Genomic DNA, 15,453 nt, shown 5'->3' with positions numbered 1-15,453 from the left:
TCGCCTAGCGTTTCAGATGATAGACGGGTGCGGAAAGCCGCATCGAAAGACCTCCTGCCGCGAGCAGTCTTGGCAATCCCTCCTTATGCCTTGCGCTCAAACAGTTGGTCGGGTGATCGACTGCCCTGCATGAACGATGCTTTCCCGGTGGAGGGAGGAGGCGTGGGCGCGCCGGGAATCAGATCATAGCTCAATTGAAACGGGCCGAAAATCCGACCTTCAAAAGGCGTCGCTAAACTAGAAGTGTTTCGCCGATGGACGCGAGACCTTCTATGATCGGCCCGGGTGATTCCCGAGATATTGGCCAGGAGGGGCAAAAGGGTGCGGTTGAGATCTGTTCCGCTGGGTGTTGCCATCTTCTGCCTTGTCGCGATTCTGGCCGCCCTGACGGCATCGGTCAGCTCGTTCGCGGCGTTGCGACCGTCGACCATTCCCGACTGGCTGCAGCGCCATGTCGGCGACGGCGAAGGCCAGATCTCTCAGGTCGTGCTGGAGCGGGCGCGCGCGCTCTACCAGAAGAAGGTCAGTGAAGGCTCGGTCAGCAACCCCTGCTATTTCGCCATGGATGCCACGCGTCCGGGCGACCTCGGCAACGGCGTGCTCGGTCAGCGTTATTACATCATCTGCGAAGCCAAGCAGCTCTTTCGCGCGGTTTCCTCGGGCCATGGCGGCGGCCGCAACCTGAGAGGCGTTGCGGATTTCTCCAACGGCAGGCGCTGCGCGAAGAATTTCGGCAATGCGATGGATTCCGAGCTCACCGCCGGCGGCGCCTACATGACCGCCGAGACCAAGACCTCCTTCAAGGGCTACTACCGTGTCGGCGCTCAGAACGCTGCGTTCATGCGCACCTTCATCCAATTCGATGGCGAAGGCGAAGCGGCGAACGCCAGGCAGCGCGTGATCGGCGGCCATCCGGCTGCTTTGCTGAGGGGCATGTGCCTGCGCAAGGACCCGAACAGTTCCTATGCCGACCATGACGGTTTCGTGCCGTTCGGCAAGCTGGTGAATTATGCCGGCGGCCGCAGCAATGGCTGCACCAGCTGGTCGCCCGCCGATGCCGAGCAGATCATCCCTCTGGTGAAAAACAACCCGACAACGCTCTACATCTATCCGGAATCGCGCGATATCGCCGCTGTCGCGCGGGCCAAGGCCGCCGGCCAGGCGCTCTCAAGCGCGGGCACCTATTGGAACGCCTCCTGCCTGAAGGAGATCGGCACGCCTAAATTCTGGCCGAAGAAGGTGCTGGAGCCGATCATCGCTCAGTACAAGAAGGACCATCCGGCGCCGCCGCCACAACCGGTGCCGATCTGCAAGGATTAGAGCAATTCCAGGAAAAGTGTGAGCGGTTTTCCGTCCGGAATTGCGTAAAACAAGGAGATAGAGCGGTTCGCCATTTCCGTGAAACGGCGAACCGCTCTAGCGAAGCCGCACCCTACTGCAGCAGCCCCTTGACGATGGCGCTCGCCTTGGCGAAGTCCATCTGGCCGGCATATTTCTGCTTCAGCGCACCGATCACCTTGCCCATATCCTTCTGGCTGGCGGCGCCCGTCGCCGCAATCGCCTCGCGGGCCGCGGCCTGGATCGCCGCGTCATCAAGCTGCGTCGGCAGGAATTCGCGGATGATCTCCATCTCGCCGCGTTCCTGCGCCGCCAGTTCCGGCCGCTTGCCGTCTTCGAAGGCCTTGGCCGATTCCTCGCGCTGCTTCACCATCTTGGCGAGGATCTGCAGGATCTCCTCCTCGCTCGCCGGCGGCTTGCCGGCGCCGCGATTGGCGATGTCGCGGTCGTGGACGGCGGCCTGGATCAGCCGCAGCGTCGGCAGGCGGTGCTTGTCCTGCGCCTTCATCGCGCTCTTCATGGATTCGGCGATTTTCTCGCGCATCGTGCTTTCTCCTTCGAATGCGGCGGACAATAGCTTTGCCGAACGGGTAAGGCAAATTCCGCCAAACCGCTGATATTGCTGGACGAAAGCACATCGGCCTTGGTTCGGGGGCGGCGCATTGACCACTCCCGCCGCTTCCCCTATGTACTCGGTCCTGCATGAGACAATGAGTTGACGCGAGGGGCTTCAGCCCGCGCGTCTTGCCGCGCCAACGGTCTCGCCGACCGTTTTGAAGCGCCCCACAGGAGTGCCGCCATGGCCATGACCACCGCCCCCTGGGCCACCGAAAAGCCGACCGCCCTTCTGGTGCTTGCCGACGGCACGGTGATCGAGGGCCGCGGTCTCGGCGCCACCGGGTCGGCCGTTGCGGAAGTGTGCTTCAACACCGCGCTGACCGGTTACGAGGAAATCCTCACCGATCCGTCCTATGCCGGCCAGATCGTCACCTTCACCTTCCCGCATATCGGCAATGTCGGCACCAATGACGAGGATATCGAGGACTTGCATCCTGTGGCTCGCGCCGGCGCCGTCGGCGCGATCTTCAAGGCCAATGTCACCGACCCGTCCAACTATCGCGCCGCCGGCCATCTCGACCAGTGGCTGAAGCGGCGCGGCATCGTCGCGCTGTCCGGGATCGACACCCGCGCGCTGACAGTGCTGATCCGCGAGAAGGGCATGCCCAATGCCGTCATCGCGCATGCGCCCGACGGCGTCTTCGACGTCGAGGATTTGAAGCGGCAGGCCGCGGCCTGGTCGGGCTTGATCGGCCTCGATCTCGCCAAGGAGGTCACGTCGGGCCAGTCCTCGGTCTGGCGCGAGACGCCCTGGGTCTGGAACGAGGGCTATGGCGAGCAGGACGCGCCGTCGATGCATGTCGTGGCCATCGACTATGGGGTGAAGCGCAACATCCTGCGCCTGCTGGCGGGGCTCGGCGCCAAGGTCACCGTGGTGCCGGCCAAGACGGGCGCGGAGGAAATCCTGGCCATGCAGCCGGACGGCATTTTCCTGTCGAACGGCCCCGGCGATCCGGAAGCGACCGGCGAATATGCCGTGCCGGTGATCCAGAACCTCCTAAAGACCGACATCCCGGTGTTCGGCATCTGCCTCGGCCACCAGATGCTGGCGCTGGCGCTCGGCGGCAGGACCGAGAAGATGCACCAGGGCCACCACGGCGCCAACCATCCGGTCAAGGACCACACCACCGGCAAGGTCGAGATCGTGTCGATGAATCACGGTTTCGCCGTCGATGCCGACTCGCTGCCCGAAGGCGTCGAGGAAACCCATGTCTCGCTCTTCGACGGTTCGAATTGCGGCATCGCGCTGACCGGCCGGCCGGTCTTCTCGGTGCAGCACCATCCCGAAGCCTCGCCCGGCCCGCAGGATTCGCATTACCTCTTCCGCCGCTTCGTCAACCTGATCCGCGAGCGGCGCGGCGAAGAGGCGCTGGCGGAACGCGCCTAGCTCAAACCACCAGCCTAAGCAGCGTCGGTCACCGCTTCCTGCGAGTGCATGCGCTCGACTTCCTTCGCCGTCGGCTTGGCTACTTTCGTCACGAAGACGATCACCGCCAGCGTCAGGAAGATCGCGCCGAGCACATATGGCGCGCCGCCGAACACGACCGGCGCGGTCGGGCTCGTGAACCAGGAGAAGATCGCCGTATAGAGCAGCGGCGTGACGATCGAGGTGATCGAGAAGATCGAGGTCATTGCGCCCTGCAATTCGCCCTGCGCCGAAGGCGGCACCTTCGCGGCTGCGAGGCTCCTCAACGGTGGGTCTGCCAGCGCTTCGAGGCAACCGGCCACGATCACCGCATAGATCATCCAGCCTTGCGTCGAGAACGCATAGCCGAAAGCGCTGAGCGCGGTGAAGGTCAGGCCGATCGCCGCCGTCCTCCACTCCCCAAGCCTGGGAATGACCCGCGGCAGCACGATCGCCATGACGATCGCGCCGCACAGGCCGAAGGCGCCGAGCGAAAAGCCGATCTGCTGCTGGTTCCAGCCATAGCGGTAGCTGGAGACGAACGCCCAGACCGCCGGGTAAACCATGTGGCCGAGCGTCATCAGGAAGAACACAAGCCCGATCCAGCCGATGCCCGGATAATTGCGCATCTGGATCAGCGTGCCAACCGGATTGGCGCGCTTCCACTCGAAGGGCCGGCGGTGCTTTTCGTCCAGCGTTTCCGGCAGGAACAGCATCGCGATCAGGAAATTCACGAAAGCAAGCGCGGCGGCGAAATAGAACGGCACGCGCGGCCCGAACGTGCCGAGCAGCCCGCCCAGCACCGGGCCGATGACGAAGCCGACGCCGAAGGCGATGCCGAGCAGGCCGAAATTCTTCGCCCGGTTCTCGTCGTTCGAGATGTCGGCGATGAAGGCCGATGTCGTCGAGTAACTCGCGCCGGAAATGCCGGCGAGCACGCGGCCGATGAACAGCATCGGATAGGACCAGGCGACGGCGCAGATCAGGTTGTCGATCGAGAAGGTCAGCACCGAGGCAAGCAGGACCGGGCGGCGCCCGAAGCGGTCGCTCAAGCCGCCGATGATCGGCGCGAAGAAGAATTGCATCGCAGCATAGACGAAGAACAGCCAGCCGCCCTCGATCGCGGCCTCGCTGACGCTGACGCCGCTCAGTTCCTCAAGGTAGGCCGGCAGCACCGGCATGATGATGCCGAAGCCGATGATGTCGAGCAGCAGCGTCGTGAAAACGAGCGCAAGGCCCCGCTTGGCGGTTTTCGGGTCGATCATGGCGATAAGCTCCTCAGGCCGCCCGAGGCGGAGGGCACCTTATAGGCGACGTTGCCGGCGGGAACAATGCGCGAACGAAGGCAAGCGCCTTATCCTGACACTCCTTGCCAGCCGTCTTTGATCGCCGATCTCAGCGGAAAAGAAGCGGCTGGCGCCGCCTCAGATAGGACCGCTCATGGTGTTGCAGTCGGACAGCTTGCCGCTCTTGTAGCCGCGCGCCAGCCATGTCTGCCGCTGCTGCGAGGTGCCATGGTTGAAGCTTTCCGGCACAACATAGCCCTGCATCCTCTTCTGCAGCGTGTCGTCGCCGATCTGCTTGGCGGCGTTCAGCGCACTTTCGATATCGCCCTGCTCCAACATGCCTTTTTGCGCGGTGTAATGTGCCCACACGCCGGCGAAGCAATCGGCTTGAAGCTCGATGCGCACCGAAAGCTGGTTGGCGTCGGCCTCGCTCATGCCTTGCCGCATCTGGTTGAACTTGCCCATGATGCCGGTGAGGTTCTGCACATGGTGACCGACCTCATGCGCCACCACATAGGCGCGCGCGAACTCGCCGGAAGCGCCGAACTGCTGGTCGAGCTGCTGGAAGAAGCTCATGTCGAGATAGACCTTATGGTCGCCCGGGCAGTAGAACGGCCCGGCAGCCGCCGAGGCGAAGCCGCAGGCCGAGCGGACCTGGCCGCTGAACAGCACCAGCTTGGGATCCTCGTAAGTCAATCCTTGAGATTTGAAAATGCCGGTCCAGGTGTCCTCGGTTTCCGCCAGCACGGTCGCAACGAATTGCTTCATCTCGTCATTGGCCGGCGAGCCGCCATTTTGCGAGCTGGTGTCTTCCGTGATCTGGCCGCCGCCGTCGCCGAGGATCTGCGACGGGTCGAAGCCGAAATACCATCCGGCGAGCACAACCAGGATGACCAGGAGGATGCTGCCGCCGCCACCGGTGCGGCCGCCGATCGGGATGCGGAACTGGCCGTCGCCGCCCAGTCCGCCGCCGAGCCCGCCGCCATCGCTGCGCTGGTCCTCGATATTGTCGCTCTGACGACGGCCTCTCCACAGCATGGCAACTCCTCGCAATGCGAATGTCCTGGAAGACGGCCCGCAACCACCCCCTGCAGATAATTATCGCAACGGCTGGCCTAAGTCACAGAATTTTTCGCGCTCGAAAAAGGCGCGGGCCGAAGGAAACTCCGATCGGCTGATCAATTTCCACTCCCGATAACCCGGCTAAAACCTCAGCTTTTCTGCTTGGCGCCGGCGCTCTTCCCGTCCGAACTCTTCGAACGTTCCTCGAAACGCGCCGCGCCCTTCTTCAGCGGACGGCCGGTCTCTGTCTCGGTCTTGCGCTCGTCCCTGGCGGCCGCCTGCCGCAATCCCCCGGCCGCCTGCTTTCCCTTGGCGGTCGGTGCCTGTTCGACGCCCATTGCTTCCTCCCTAAGCGCGATAGCCGCATGATGTGGGAAATAATGCAGCGGACATGGGTCGGTTCCGCTTCAACGCGCTCGGATAGATCGAACTCCTACGCTTGGCGATGCGTCATCGCTCGGCGGAAAGCTTCCAGCGTTTCGGCACTGACATGATGCTCGATGCCCTCGGCGTCGATGCGCGCCGTTTCGGCGCTGACGCCCAGCGAGCGCAGGAAGGCCTCCACCGTCTGGTGTCGGATGCGGCTTTCCTCGGCGACCTTGCGGCCGGCTTCGGTCAGGAATACGCCGCGATAAGGTTTTCGCGAGACCAGCCCGTCGGCGCACAGCCTGGTCAGCATCTTGGCCACCGTCGGTTGCGCGACGCCAAGCCTTGCGGCGATATCCACCTGCCGCGCCTCATTGCCGTCCTCGATCAGGTCGGCGATGAGCTCGACATAGTCCTCGACCAGCGCGCTGCGACGGGCCTGGCGCTGCTGCCGGAATCCTTCCGAATGGATTTCGGCATCGGGAAGCGGCTCTTCGCGTCGAACCGGTTTGTTCCTAAGCGCCAAAATGCGCTCCTCCTAGCCTCTCATAAGGCATGATGCCGAAAAGTATGAAGCGGTTTTCGGACGACATCGTGCTCTATCCCGTTGGCTGAATCGGGACCGTATCCATAACACGAACCCCTGATGGTCCGGCCGTTTATTTGCATTCCCGCGCGGGCGCAACCGGCGTTTGCAGTCACCCGCCCTGGAACTCGCTCCGACGTATCACGAAAGCATGATCAATGAAATATAGCCTATTGCATAATGTTGAGCCACAGCATAGATAGAAGGCATCTTCGACAGTTCCCGCGGAAATCCCTATGTCCGATGCCGATGCAGCAACCGTAGTCCGACCCGCATGGCGATTCGACAGGCCCGATGACGAGCAGCTTAGCCTGCGCGAGGTGAATGCCTCGATCGCGGTGCCAAAGACCGGCGTCTGGTTCCGCCGCTTGTTCGCCTTCATGGGACCGGGCTATATGGTCTCGGTCGGCTACATGGACCCGGGCAATTGGGCGACCGATCTCGCCGGCGGCGCCCAATTCGGCTACACGCTGCTGTTCATCATCATGCTGTCGAACCTGATGGCGATCCTGCTGCAGGCGCTGGCGGCGCGGCTCGGCATCGCCACCGGCCGCGACCTCGCCCAGGCCTGCCGCGCCTACTATCCGCGTCCTGTCAATTTCGTGCTCTGGATCGCCTGCGAACTGGCGATCATCGCCTGCGATCTTGCCGAGGTGATCGGCACGGCGATCGCGCTGCAGCTTCTGTTCGGCATTCCGCTGATCGGCGGCGCCATGCTGACCGCGCTCGACGCCTTCCTGGTGCTTCTCTTGATGAACAAGGGCTTCCGCTACCTCGAAGCCTTCGTCATCGCGCTTCTGATCATCATCTTCGGCTGCTTTGCCATCCAGATCTTCGTCGCCGCGCCGCCGGCAGGCACCATCCTGCATTCGATGTTCGTGCCGTCGTCGCAGATCGTCACCAATCCGGCGATGCTCTACATCGCCATCGGCATCATCGGCGCCACCGTGATGCCGCATAATCTGTATCTGCATTCCTCGATCGTGCAGACCCGTGCCTATGAGCGCACCGATAGCGGCAAGCGCGACGCCATCAAATGGGCGACGACGGATTCGACCATCGCGCTGATCCTGGCGCTGTTCGTCAACGCTTCGATCCTGATCGTCGCGGCGGTCGCCTTTCACGATACCGGCCATCACGACGTCGCCGAGATCGGTCAGGCCTTCGAGCTGCTGTCGCCGCTGCTGGGCCTGAGCATCGCCTCGATCCTGTTCGCGGTCGCGCTGCTCGCTTCCGGCCTCAACTCGACCGTCACCGCAACGCTTGCCGGCCAGATCGTGATGGAAGGCTTTTTGCGGCTGCGCATCCCGCAATGGGCGCGCCGCCTCCTGACGCGCGGCATCGCCATCGTCCCGGTGGTGGTCGTCACGGCGCTCTACGGCGAGAAGGGCACGGCCGAGCTGCTTGTGTTCAGCCAGGTGGTGCTGTCGATGCAGCTGCCCTTCGCCGTCATCCCGCTGGTGCAGTTTGTGTCGGACAGGAAGAAGATGGGCAGTTTCGCCATACCGCGTGCCGTCGCGGTCCTGGCCTGGGTGGTGGCGGCCGTCATCCTCGTTCTCAACTTCAAGCTGCTCTACGACACCTTCGCCGGCTGATCGCGACATTCGCGCCGGACGCGCTATCTTCGCGCCATGGCCGAACCGGACGAAGCCCGCAGATTTTACGCCAGGCTGATGGCCGCGCAGGCGCGGTCGGCCGACCCGCGCATCGAGGAGGTGTTCGCCTCGGTGCCGCGCGAGGCTTTCCTGGGTCCGGGACCATGGACGGTGTTTGCCGGCGAAGGCCGGTTCGAGACGCCGAGCGCCGATCCGACCTATATCTACCAAAACGTGCTCGTCGTGCTCGATGCCGACAAGGGCATCAACAATGGCGAGCCGATGCTGCACGCGATGTGGCTCGGCAAGGTCGAGCCGAAACCGGGCGAAGCCGTCACCCATATCGGCGCCGGCACCGGCTACTACACGGCGCTGCTGGCGAGACTGGTCGAGCCGGGCGGCAGCGTCACCGCCTTCGAGATCGAGGCCGACCTTGCCGCGCGCGCCAAGGCAAACCTTGCCCGATACGACAACGTCGAAATTATCCAGGGCGACGCCGTCGCCAATCCGTTGCCGCCCTCCGATATCATCTATGTCAATGCCGGCGTCGTTGCCCCGCCCGCCGCATGGCTGAAAGCGCTGAAACCCCACGGCCGTATGGTCTTTCCGTGGCGTCCCTCTGAAACGGTCGGCCTCGCGGTCCTCATAACCCGCCTGGAAAACGGCTTTGCCTGCCGGCCCTTCATGGGCTCCTGGTTCATCCCTTGCGTCGGCGCTTCCATTGCCGGGGCGGGCGCGAAAATACCGACGCGCGAGCGCGCCGCGCGCACCCGCTCGATCTGGCTGAGAAAAGACAAGGCGCCCGACCGCACCGCGACCGCCGTGTTCGGCGACGTCTGGTTCTCGTCACGCGCCATTCGCGCCGACAGCGCCCGATAGAAATTCGCGGAGCCGTGTCGGAAAGCGGCCTTGCCGTTCGTCCTTGGAGCAATTCCAGGAAAAAGTGCGAAGCGGTTTTCCGCCAGGAATTGCGTCAAACGCTTTGGACAGAAAATCCGGCCGTGACGGCGCGGACCAGCAAAGGAGAAGACTATGCGCAAGATCATCGCCGCTACATTTGTCAGCCTCGACGGCGTCATGCAGGCACCCGGCGGGCCGGAAGAAGATCCGGTCGGCGGTTTCAAATTCGGCGGCTGGACCTTCCATTATTTCGACGAGGTGGCAGGGGCGGCCATGGAGGAACTGTTCTCCAGACCGTTCGACCTGCTGCTCGGCCGCAGGACCTACGATATCTTCGCCGCGCATTGGCCGTATCAGAACGATCCGATCGCGGATGTCTTCAACCCTGCGGTCAAATATGTGGCGACGCATCGGCCGGATTCGCTGACCTGGCAGAACACCCAGTCGCTCGGATCCGATATCGTTGCCAGGCTTAAGGAACTCAAGCAGGAAGACGGGCCGGACCTGCTCATCCAAGGCTCGGCCAATCTGATCCAGACCCTGCTCGCCAACGGCCTGATCGACGAGATGCGGCTGATGATCTTCCCGTTGGTGCTCGGCAAGGGCAAGCGGCTGTTCGGCGACAACGCCATGCCGGCGGCCTTCAAGCTCGTCAAATCGCAGGCTTCCACCACCGGCGTCATCATGGCGACCTATGAGCGCGGAGGCGAAATCCGCACGGGTTCTTTTGCCCAGCGGGAGCCTTCGGAAGCCGAGCTCGAGCGGCGCAGAAACTGGAAGTAGCACAAGGCTGTCGCGTGGCGGGCCGAGCCCGCCGCGCATCCGATTTGAAGCCTCTCTTCCGCAACGAAGACTAAATGGTCAGGAGCAGCCGATGATACCCACCATCACCGCCTTCGAACGATCGCCCGACGGCGGCGGAGGGCTGGCGCGCGACATGCAAGTGCGCTGGGCGCTCGAGGAAGTCGGACAGCCTTACGACGTTCGTCTCGTCTCGTTCATTGCGATGAAGCAGCCCGAGCATCTCGCGCTCAATCCTTTCGGCAGTATCCCGACCTACGAGGAAGGCGATCTCGCCCTGTTCGAGTCAGGCGCGATCGTCCTTCACATCGCGGTGCGTCACGCGGGTCTGTTGCCCGACGATGCGAACGCCCGGGCGCGCGCGGTCGCCTGGATGTTTGCCGCGTACAGCACGGTGGAGCCGCCGATCCTCGAGCGCGCAACCGCCGTGATCCTGGAGCACGATGCGCCGTGGCGCGATGAGCGCCTGCCCCTCGTCGACGATCGAATCCGCAAGCGGTTGGCCGAACTCTCCCGCCATCTCGGCGGCGATTGCGACTGGCTCGATGGCGCTTTCAGCGCCGGCGACCTTGTCATGGTGGGCGTGCTGCGCCGGCTGCAAAGATCGGGACTGCTGAACGAATTCCCAAACGTTGCTGCCTATGTCGCCCGCGGCGAGGCTCGGCCGGCCTTCAAGCGCGCTTTCGAAGCGCAATTGACGGTTGCGATGGCGGCGAATGGCTGACCGGCGATCGCGTCACGCCGCCTGGCGATAGCGGGAAAGTCCCTCGCGGATATGGCTGGCGAAAGCCTGCGCGGCCGGCTGGGTGGCATGTTTGGGCAGATGCAGGTTGACGGAGAAATTCGGCAGCGGCGGAAGGCCGGCATCGGACAGGATGTCGAGATCGGCAGGAACCGTCGAGGCAAGCCAGGTGGTCACGGCGAGGTCCGAGCGCACCGTCGCGGTCGTGGCATCGATATTGCCGTTCTCGAACACGGTGCGCCAGTCGAGCCCGTGCTCGCCGAGTGCGGCCAGCACCGCCGGCCGGAAGGCGCAGGTGTCGGCGACGATCGAAACCGGCAGCGGCCGCTTCAGACGCGCCGCCCCGCCTCTGGCGCCGACCCAGACCAGCCGGTCGACGAGCAGGCATTCGCCGGCGCTGGGGCCGACGCGCTCCTCGATGACGGCAAGATCGATGGTGCTGGCCGCCAAGGCCGACGCGAGTTCCGGCGAGGACGCACAGACCAGCGAAATCTCCACCTGCGGATAGGCTTCGGCATAGGTCTTCAGCACCGGCGCGAGCAGCGTGCCGACGAGATCGTAAGGCACGCCGATCCGCACCCGCCCGGCAACCGCCCTGCCCCTGATTTCGGCAAGGATCTCGTCATTGAGCTGCAGCAGGCGCCTGGCCTTGTCGAGCAGCCGCTCGCCGGCCCGCGTCAGCTTGAGACCCCGGCGGCCGCGCTCGAACAGGCTTTGCCCCAGCACCTCTTCCAGCCGCTTGACCTGCTGGCTGACGGCGCCTTGCGTCAGGTGGAGCGCGTTAGCCGCCGCCGTCATGCTGGCCTTGTCGGCCGTCGTGACGAAGGTGCGGATGAGGGTCGTGTCGAGATCGCGGATCATGGCCGGCATTATAATTGCTAATGCACACCATATCAAACATTGCATTTACTGATGAGCAGCCACGCCTAGCATGACGCCTTCCACAAGGAACGCGCCATGCTCCAGTCTATCCTGCCCTTGATCCTGTTCGCTTTCGTGGCCACCGCCACGCCCGGCATCGCCACCACCTTGTCCACGGCATCGGGCGCACAATTCGGCTTTCGCCGGTCTGTGCCGCTGATGGCTGGCAGCGCGGCGGGCCTTGCCACGGTAACCGGCGCGGCGGCCGCGGGGCTCGCCGGTTTGCTGCTTGCCATGCCGTCCTTGCAGCTTGCGATGAAGATCGCCGGCTCGCTCTACCTGGTCTGGCTTGCAATCAAGATCGGCCGAGCCGGGCCGCCCAATCTCGACGTCACCATGGCCAAGCCGAACAGTTTCGTGGGCGGCGCCGGCATCCAGTGGATGAATCCGAAAGGCTGGGCGATGGGTCTGGGGGCGGCGGCTTCCTTCGCCGCATTGGCGGACGGGCCGGCGCAACTCGCCCTGCTGCTTGGCTCGACTTTCGGCCTCACCGCCGCGATCTCGCTGTCCATCTGGTGCGTGGCCGGCATGATCCTAGCGCGGCTGCTCAAGACCGAGTGGCAATGGCGCGCGCTCAACATCGCGCTGGCGCTTGTGCTCGCCGCTTCCATCATCCCGATGTGGCGGCCGGCGTAACGCCGTTCCTCGCCCCACGAAGGAGGCTACGGCATGCACACATTTCAAAGCGGCTGGTCTTTGGCGATAGCATGCGTGGAGCTTGGCGCATACACCGTCCAATGTAGCGCTGGTCGACCCCCACTCCGTCTCGGCTTCGCCGAGCCACCTCTCTCCCCCGATCGACGGGGTAGAGGAAAGGCGCCGAGGCTTTTTGCAGCGCTCCGTTCCTTTCCCTCCGGAGGGGGAAAGGTGGCGCTGCGAAGCAGCGACGGATTGGGGGAACCACGTGGCAATCAGCCTCGGCTTGATCAGTCACGCCAGTCACAAAGATAGCCCTCAGACGGCGTAACGCGCGGCCGGCTTGCCGGAGAACAGGCTGCCGAAGAAATGATCCCGGGCACCGAGATAGGTGTTCAGCTCGGAAGCGTCGGCAAGGCCGGGCGCAGTGACGGTCTCGCCCTGGGCGAACCCGGCAAGTGCCGCGTCGACCAGATCTTCGGCACTCATGATCCAGTCCGGATTGATCCTGTCGAGGCTGATTCCGGAGACGTCCCACAACTCGGTGCGGATCGGTCCGGGCACGACGGATTGGACTTTCACATTGGTGCCGGCGACTTCCTTCTGCAGCGCTTCCGTGAAGTTGGCGACATAGGCCTTGGTGCCGCTGTAGATGCCGCCAACGGCGATGCCATAGGCAACGACCGAAGCGATGTTGATGATCGCGCCGCGATCGCGCTGGAGCAGGCCCGGCAGCACCGCGCGGGTCAGCCTGGTCAGCGCCACGACATTGACCTTGATCATGCGCTCGGCCGCGTCTGCGTCGGCGCCGGCGATCGTCTCCAGGCCACCCACGCCGGCATTGTTGATCAGCAGCGTCACACTGTCGTCCGTCGACACCGCCTGTTCGACCCGGCGCAGATCGGCATCGGCCGCAAGATCGGCGACGATCGTTTTGACCTTGCGGCCATAGGCGTAGGCGAGCCTGTCCGCCACCTCCTGCAGCCGGTCGGCGCGGCGCGCCACCAGCACCAGATCGTAGCCCTGCCCTGCCAGCCGGTCCGCATAGACCGCGCCGATGCCTGATGAAGCGCCGGTGATAACGGCCGTGCCCTTATTGTCCTTCGTGCTCATTGTCCTGTTCCTTTGTGCACTTCGCTTGGTCCGGCGCCGATGGTCAGTTCATCCGCCCAGCTTCTGATTTCAATTAGTGGCATATGCCACATTACTCGAAGTAGGCATATGCCACTATCTTGTCAACGGCGACGACGAAAACTATTTCTGCGGCAGGCCGGCGCGCCTTTGCGCCGGCGAGGAGTGATCATGACCGTAGCTCGGAAGCCGGGTTTCAGCGACTGCAACAACGCCACGCTGCGGCGCGCCGCGCGCAGCCTGGGCCGATTCTACGACGACGCGCTGGCGCCTTCGGGCCTGAAGAGCACGCAGTTCGGCCTGCTCTTTCAGATCCACATCGGCGATGAGCCGGCGATGGGCGCCATCGCCGAAGCGCTGATCATGGATCTCTCGGCGCTCGGCCATACGCTGAAGCCGCTGATCCGCGACGGTTACGTCGAGACCTTTCCCGACAAGGACGACCGCCGCGTCAAGCGCGTGCGGCTGACGCCACGAGGCCAGGCCAAGCTCGACGAGGCGCTCAAGCTCTGGAGCGTCGCGCAGCGGCAGTTCGAGGACAAGGTTGGCGCGGAGCAGGCGGCGAAGCTGCGCGCGGCGTTGGACGCCGTGGCCGATCTCGACCTGGACATGCCGGCGGCCGCCCCATCGAACTGAAGAAGCGGCTGCCGATCAATTCTTCAGCTGTGAAGACGTGCTGAGATTCAGGTCAGGCCGAGCCGAAAGTGGCAGGTTCCGAGAACCGGAGCGGAGCGTACTGAAGTACGTGAGCACCGGAAGCGCAGGAACTCGGCAATTGCAGGCCGGGCTCACCTGAATATCGGCACGTCTTACTCGGCGGGCATCGTCACCGGCCGGGCCAGCACCCTTCCCGCCAACACGATGCCGAGCCCGACGATCGGAAACACCGCGGCGATCAGGCCGAGATCGGCCGGCGCGCCGAAGCGCAGCACTGCGGCGCCGACAACGGCACCCAGCGCAACGCCGAAATAGAGCGCCGAAGCATTGAGCGACAGCACGATGGGGGCGGCGTCGGGTGCGATCTTGAGGATGCGGCTCGCCTGTGCCGGCGGAAAGGCCCAGCCGACGATGCCCCACGGGACCATCATGCCCATCAGCGCCGGTCCGGCCAGACGATGCGGCAGGAAAGTCGGGATCAGCGAGAAGGTGACGAGCATCGCGGCCGACAGCGTCAGCGACCAGGCGACGGTGCGTGTCGCGCCGAAGCGGTCGGCGGCCTGCCCGCCGGCAATGTTGCCGATGACGGCGCCGACGCCGAAGGCGAGCAGCATGCCGGGCAGCGCCAGCGGGCTCAGGCCACCGCCCTGGATGGCCAGGGGCGCGATGAAGCTGAACACCGTGAAGGCGCCGACCAGCGCTAGCGCCGTCGTCAGAAGGATCGGCATCACGCCGGGGCGCACCGCCGCCGCCAGCCGGCGCTTCAGCGGCAGCCTGGTGCCGACGATGCCGCGCGGCAGGCGCCACCAGAGGATCGCGCCGGCCAGCGCGCCGAGCGCGGCGATGGCGAAGAACGTGCCGCGCCAGCCGGCGATCGCCGCGACCAGCGCGCCGAGCGGCGCGCCGACCGCAACAGCCACCGTCGTGCCGCCGACGACGACGGCAATGGCGCGCGCCCGGTGATGGTCATCCACCAGCGCCACGGCCGTGCCCTGCGCGGTCGCCGCGAACAGGCCGGACGAAAGCGCCATGACGATGCGGGCAATCAGCAACAATTCGAAGGACGAGCTTACCGCCGCCACCAGATTGCCGATCACGAAGAACACCAGCGTCCACAGGATCACGCGCCGCCGGTCCCATTCGCCCGTCAGCGTCGCCAGCACCGGCGCACCGATCGCATAGGCGAGCGCGAAGGCGGTGATCAGCGAGCCGGCGAGCGGCACGGAGATGCCGGCATCGGTCGCGATATCGGGAAGAAGGCTGGAAATGACGAAGCCTTCGGTCGAGATCGCAAACGATCCGAGCGCCAGCCAGAAGATCCGCTTGTCCATGGGGTTGTCCTTAGTTCAAAAGTTATTGAACAATTGGACATAACAGGGCATGATGTCAACCGCGCCGGGAGAAAATAG

16 protein-coding genes are annotated in these 15,453 nt (G+C 64.3%); 8 read left to right on the top strand and 8 right to left on the bottom strand.

Features of this window, described 5'->3' with window-relative positions; translation table 11 throughout:
• The first annotated feature begins 321 nt into the window (after positions 1-321).
• Positions 322-1,320 carry a hypothetical protein gene (locus tag P9273_RS13940; RefSeq protein WP_278049424.1) on the top strand — a complete coding sequence of 333 codons (999 nt, stop codon included), beginning with the start codon at positions 322-324 and terminating at the stop codon, positions 1,318-1,320.
• A 112-nt stretch (positions 1,321-1,432) separates the two neighbouring features.
• Here the strand turns inward: P9273_RS13940 and P9273_RS13935 are convergent, their stop codons facing one another.
• Positions 1,433-1,882 carry a GatB/YqeY domain-containing protein gene (locus P9273_RS13935; protein ID WP_278049422.1) on the bottom strand — a complete coding sequence of 150 codons (450 nt, stop codon included), beginning with the start codon at positions 1,880-1,882 and terminating at the stop codon, positions 1,433-1,435.
• Positions 1,883-2,137: 255 nt separating this feature from the next.
• Here P9273_RS13935 and carA point away from each other — a divergent pair, with 255 nt between their 5' ends.
• Complete coding sequence (gene carA / locus P9273_RS13930) at positions 2,138-3,343, top strand: glutamine-hydrolyzing carbamoyl-phosphate synthase small subunit (protein ID WP_278049421.1); 1,206 nt, start codon at positions 2,138-2,140, stop codon at positions 3,341-3,343.
• 14 nt (positions 3,344-3,357) lie between these two features.
• Here carA and P9273_RS13925 read toward each other — a convergent pair whose 3' ends face one another.
• The 4 genes from P9273_RS13925 to mntR all read right to left on the bottom strand — a co-directional run bounded on the left by P9273_RS13925 (position 3,358) and on the right by mntR (position 6,601).
• A complete protein-coding gene (locus P9273_RS13925; protein WP_278049420.1) occupies positions 3,358-4,626 on the bottom strand; it encodes a TCR/Tet family MFS transporter in 1,269 nt (422 codons plus the stop codon).
• Positions 4,627-4,785: 159 nt separating this feature from the next.
• On the bottom strand, positions 4,786-5,685 hold the full coding sequence (gene ypfJ / locus P9273_RS13920) for a KPN_02809 family neutral zinc metallopeptidase (protein ID WP_278049418.1): 900 nt from the start codon (positions 5,683-5,685) through the stop codon (positions 4,786-4,788).
• A gap of 173 nt (positions 5,686-5,858) precedes the next feature.
• Positions 5,859-6,047 carry a hypothetical protein gene (locus tag P9273_RS13915; protein WP_278049416.1) on the bottom strand — a complete coding sequence of 63 codons (189 nt, stop codon included), beginning with the start codon at positions 6,045-6,047 and terminating at the stop codon, positions 5,859-5,861.
• Positions 6,048-6,142: 95 nt separating this feature from the next.
• The gene (mntR, locus tag P9273_RS13910; protein ID WP_040996705.1) at positions 6,143-6,601 is read right to left on the bottom strand and encodes a manganese-binding transcriptional regulator MntR; all 459 of its coding nucleotides are present in this window, start codon (positions 6,599-6,601) and stop codon (positions 6,143-6,145) included.
• A gap of 296 nt (positions 6,602-6,897) precedes the next feature.
• Between mntR and P9273_RS13905 the strand changes: the two genes are divergently transcribed.
• The 4 genes from P9273_RS13905 to P9273_RS13890 all read left to right on the top strand — a co-directional run bounded on the left by P9273_RS13905 (position 6,898) and on the right by P9273_RS13890 (position 10,681).
• Positions 6,898-8,256, top strand: coding sequence for an Nramp family divalent metal transporter (locus P9273_RS13905; RefSeq protein WP_278049415.1), 1,359 nt, complete (start codon positions 6,898-6,900; stop codon positions 8,254-8,256).
• 36 nt (positions 8,257-8,292) lie between these two features.
• Positions 8,293-9,135 carry a protein-L-isoaspartate O-methyltransferase family protein gene (locus P9273_RS13900; RefSeq protein WP_278049414.1) on the top strand — a complete coding sequence of 281 codons (843 nt, stop codon included), beginning with the start codon at positions 8,293-8,295 and terminating at the stop codon, positions 9,133-9,135.
• Positions 9,136-9,288: 153 nt separating this feature from the next.
• Positions 9,289-9,939: a dihydrofolate reductase family protein gene (locus P9273_RS13895; RefSeq protein WP_278049413.1), complete on the top strand. Its 651-nt coding sequence runs from the start codon at positions 9,289-9,291 to the stop codon at positions 9,937-9,939.
• A 91-nt stretch (positions 9,940-10,030) separates the two neighbouring features.
• Positions 10,031-10,681, top strand: a complete 651-nt coding sequence (locus tag P9273_RS13890) for a glutathione S-transferase family protein (protein ID WP_278049412.1) — start codon at positions 10,031-10,033, stop codon at positions 10,679-10,681.
• Positions 10,682-10,693: 12 nt separating this feature from the next.
• Here the strand turns inward: P9273_RS13890 and P9273_RS13885 are convergent, their stop codons facing one another.
• Positions 10,694-11,560 (bottom strand): LysR family transcriptional regulator, encoded by an 867-nt coding sequence (locus P9273_RS13885; RefSeq protein WP_278049530.1) that lies wholly within the window; start codon positions 11,558-11,560, stop codon positions 10,694-10,696.
• 96 nt (positions 11,561-11,656) lie between these two features.
• Here P9273_RS13885 and P9273_RS13880 point away from each other — a divergent pair, with 96 nt between their 5' ends.
• Positions 11,657-12,256: a LysE family translocator gene (locus tag P9273_RS13880; protein WP_278049411.1), complete on the top strand. Its 600-nt coding sequence runs from the start codon at positions 11,657-11,659 to the stop codon at positions 12,254-12,256.
• Between the two features lie 318 nt (positions 12,257-12,574).
• Here P9273_RS13880 and P9273_RS13875 read toward each other — a convergent pair whose 3' ends face one another.
• Entirely contained in the window at positions 12,575-13,369 is a 795-nt protein-coding gene (locus tag P9273_RS13875; protein WP_278049410.1) for an SDR family NAD(P)-dependent oxidoreductase, read from the bottom strand.
• A 189-nt stretch (positions 13,370-13,558) separates the two neighbouring features.
• Here P9273_RS13875 and P9273_RS13870 point away from each other — a divergent pair, with 189 nt between their 5' ends.
• Positions 13,559-14,023, top strand: coding sequence for a MarR family winged helix-turn-helix transcriptional regulator (locus P9273_RS13870; RefSeq protein WP_278049409.1), 465 nt, complete (start codon positions 13,559-13,561; stop codon positions 14,021-14,023).
• Positions 14,024-14,196: 173 nt separating this feature from the next.
• Here the strand turns inward: P9273_RS13870 and P9273_RS13865 are convergent, their stop codons facing one another.
• Complete coding sequence (locus P9273_RS13865; RefSeq protein WP_278049408.1) at positions 14,197-15,375, bottom strand: MFS transporter; 1,179 nt, start codon at positions 15,373-15,375, stop codon at positions 14,197-14,199.
• Between the last annotated feature and the right edge of the window lie 78 nt (positions 15,376-15,453).

The organism is Mesorhizobium sp. WSM4935 (genome assembly GCF_029625735.1).
GTDB lineage: Bacteria > Pseudomonadota > Alphaproteobacteria > Rhizobiales > Rhizobiaceae > Mesorhizobium.
Note: the sequence above shows the minus strand (reverse complement) of the source record. Positions and strands in the feature narration are given on the sequence as shown.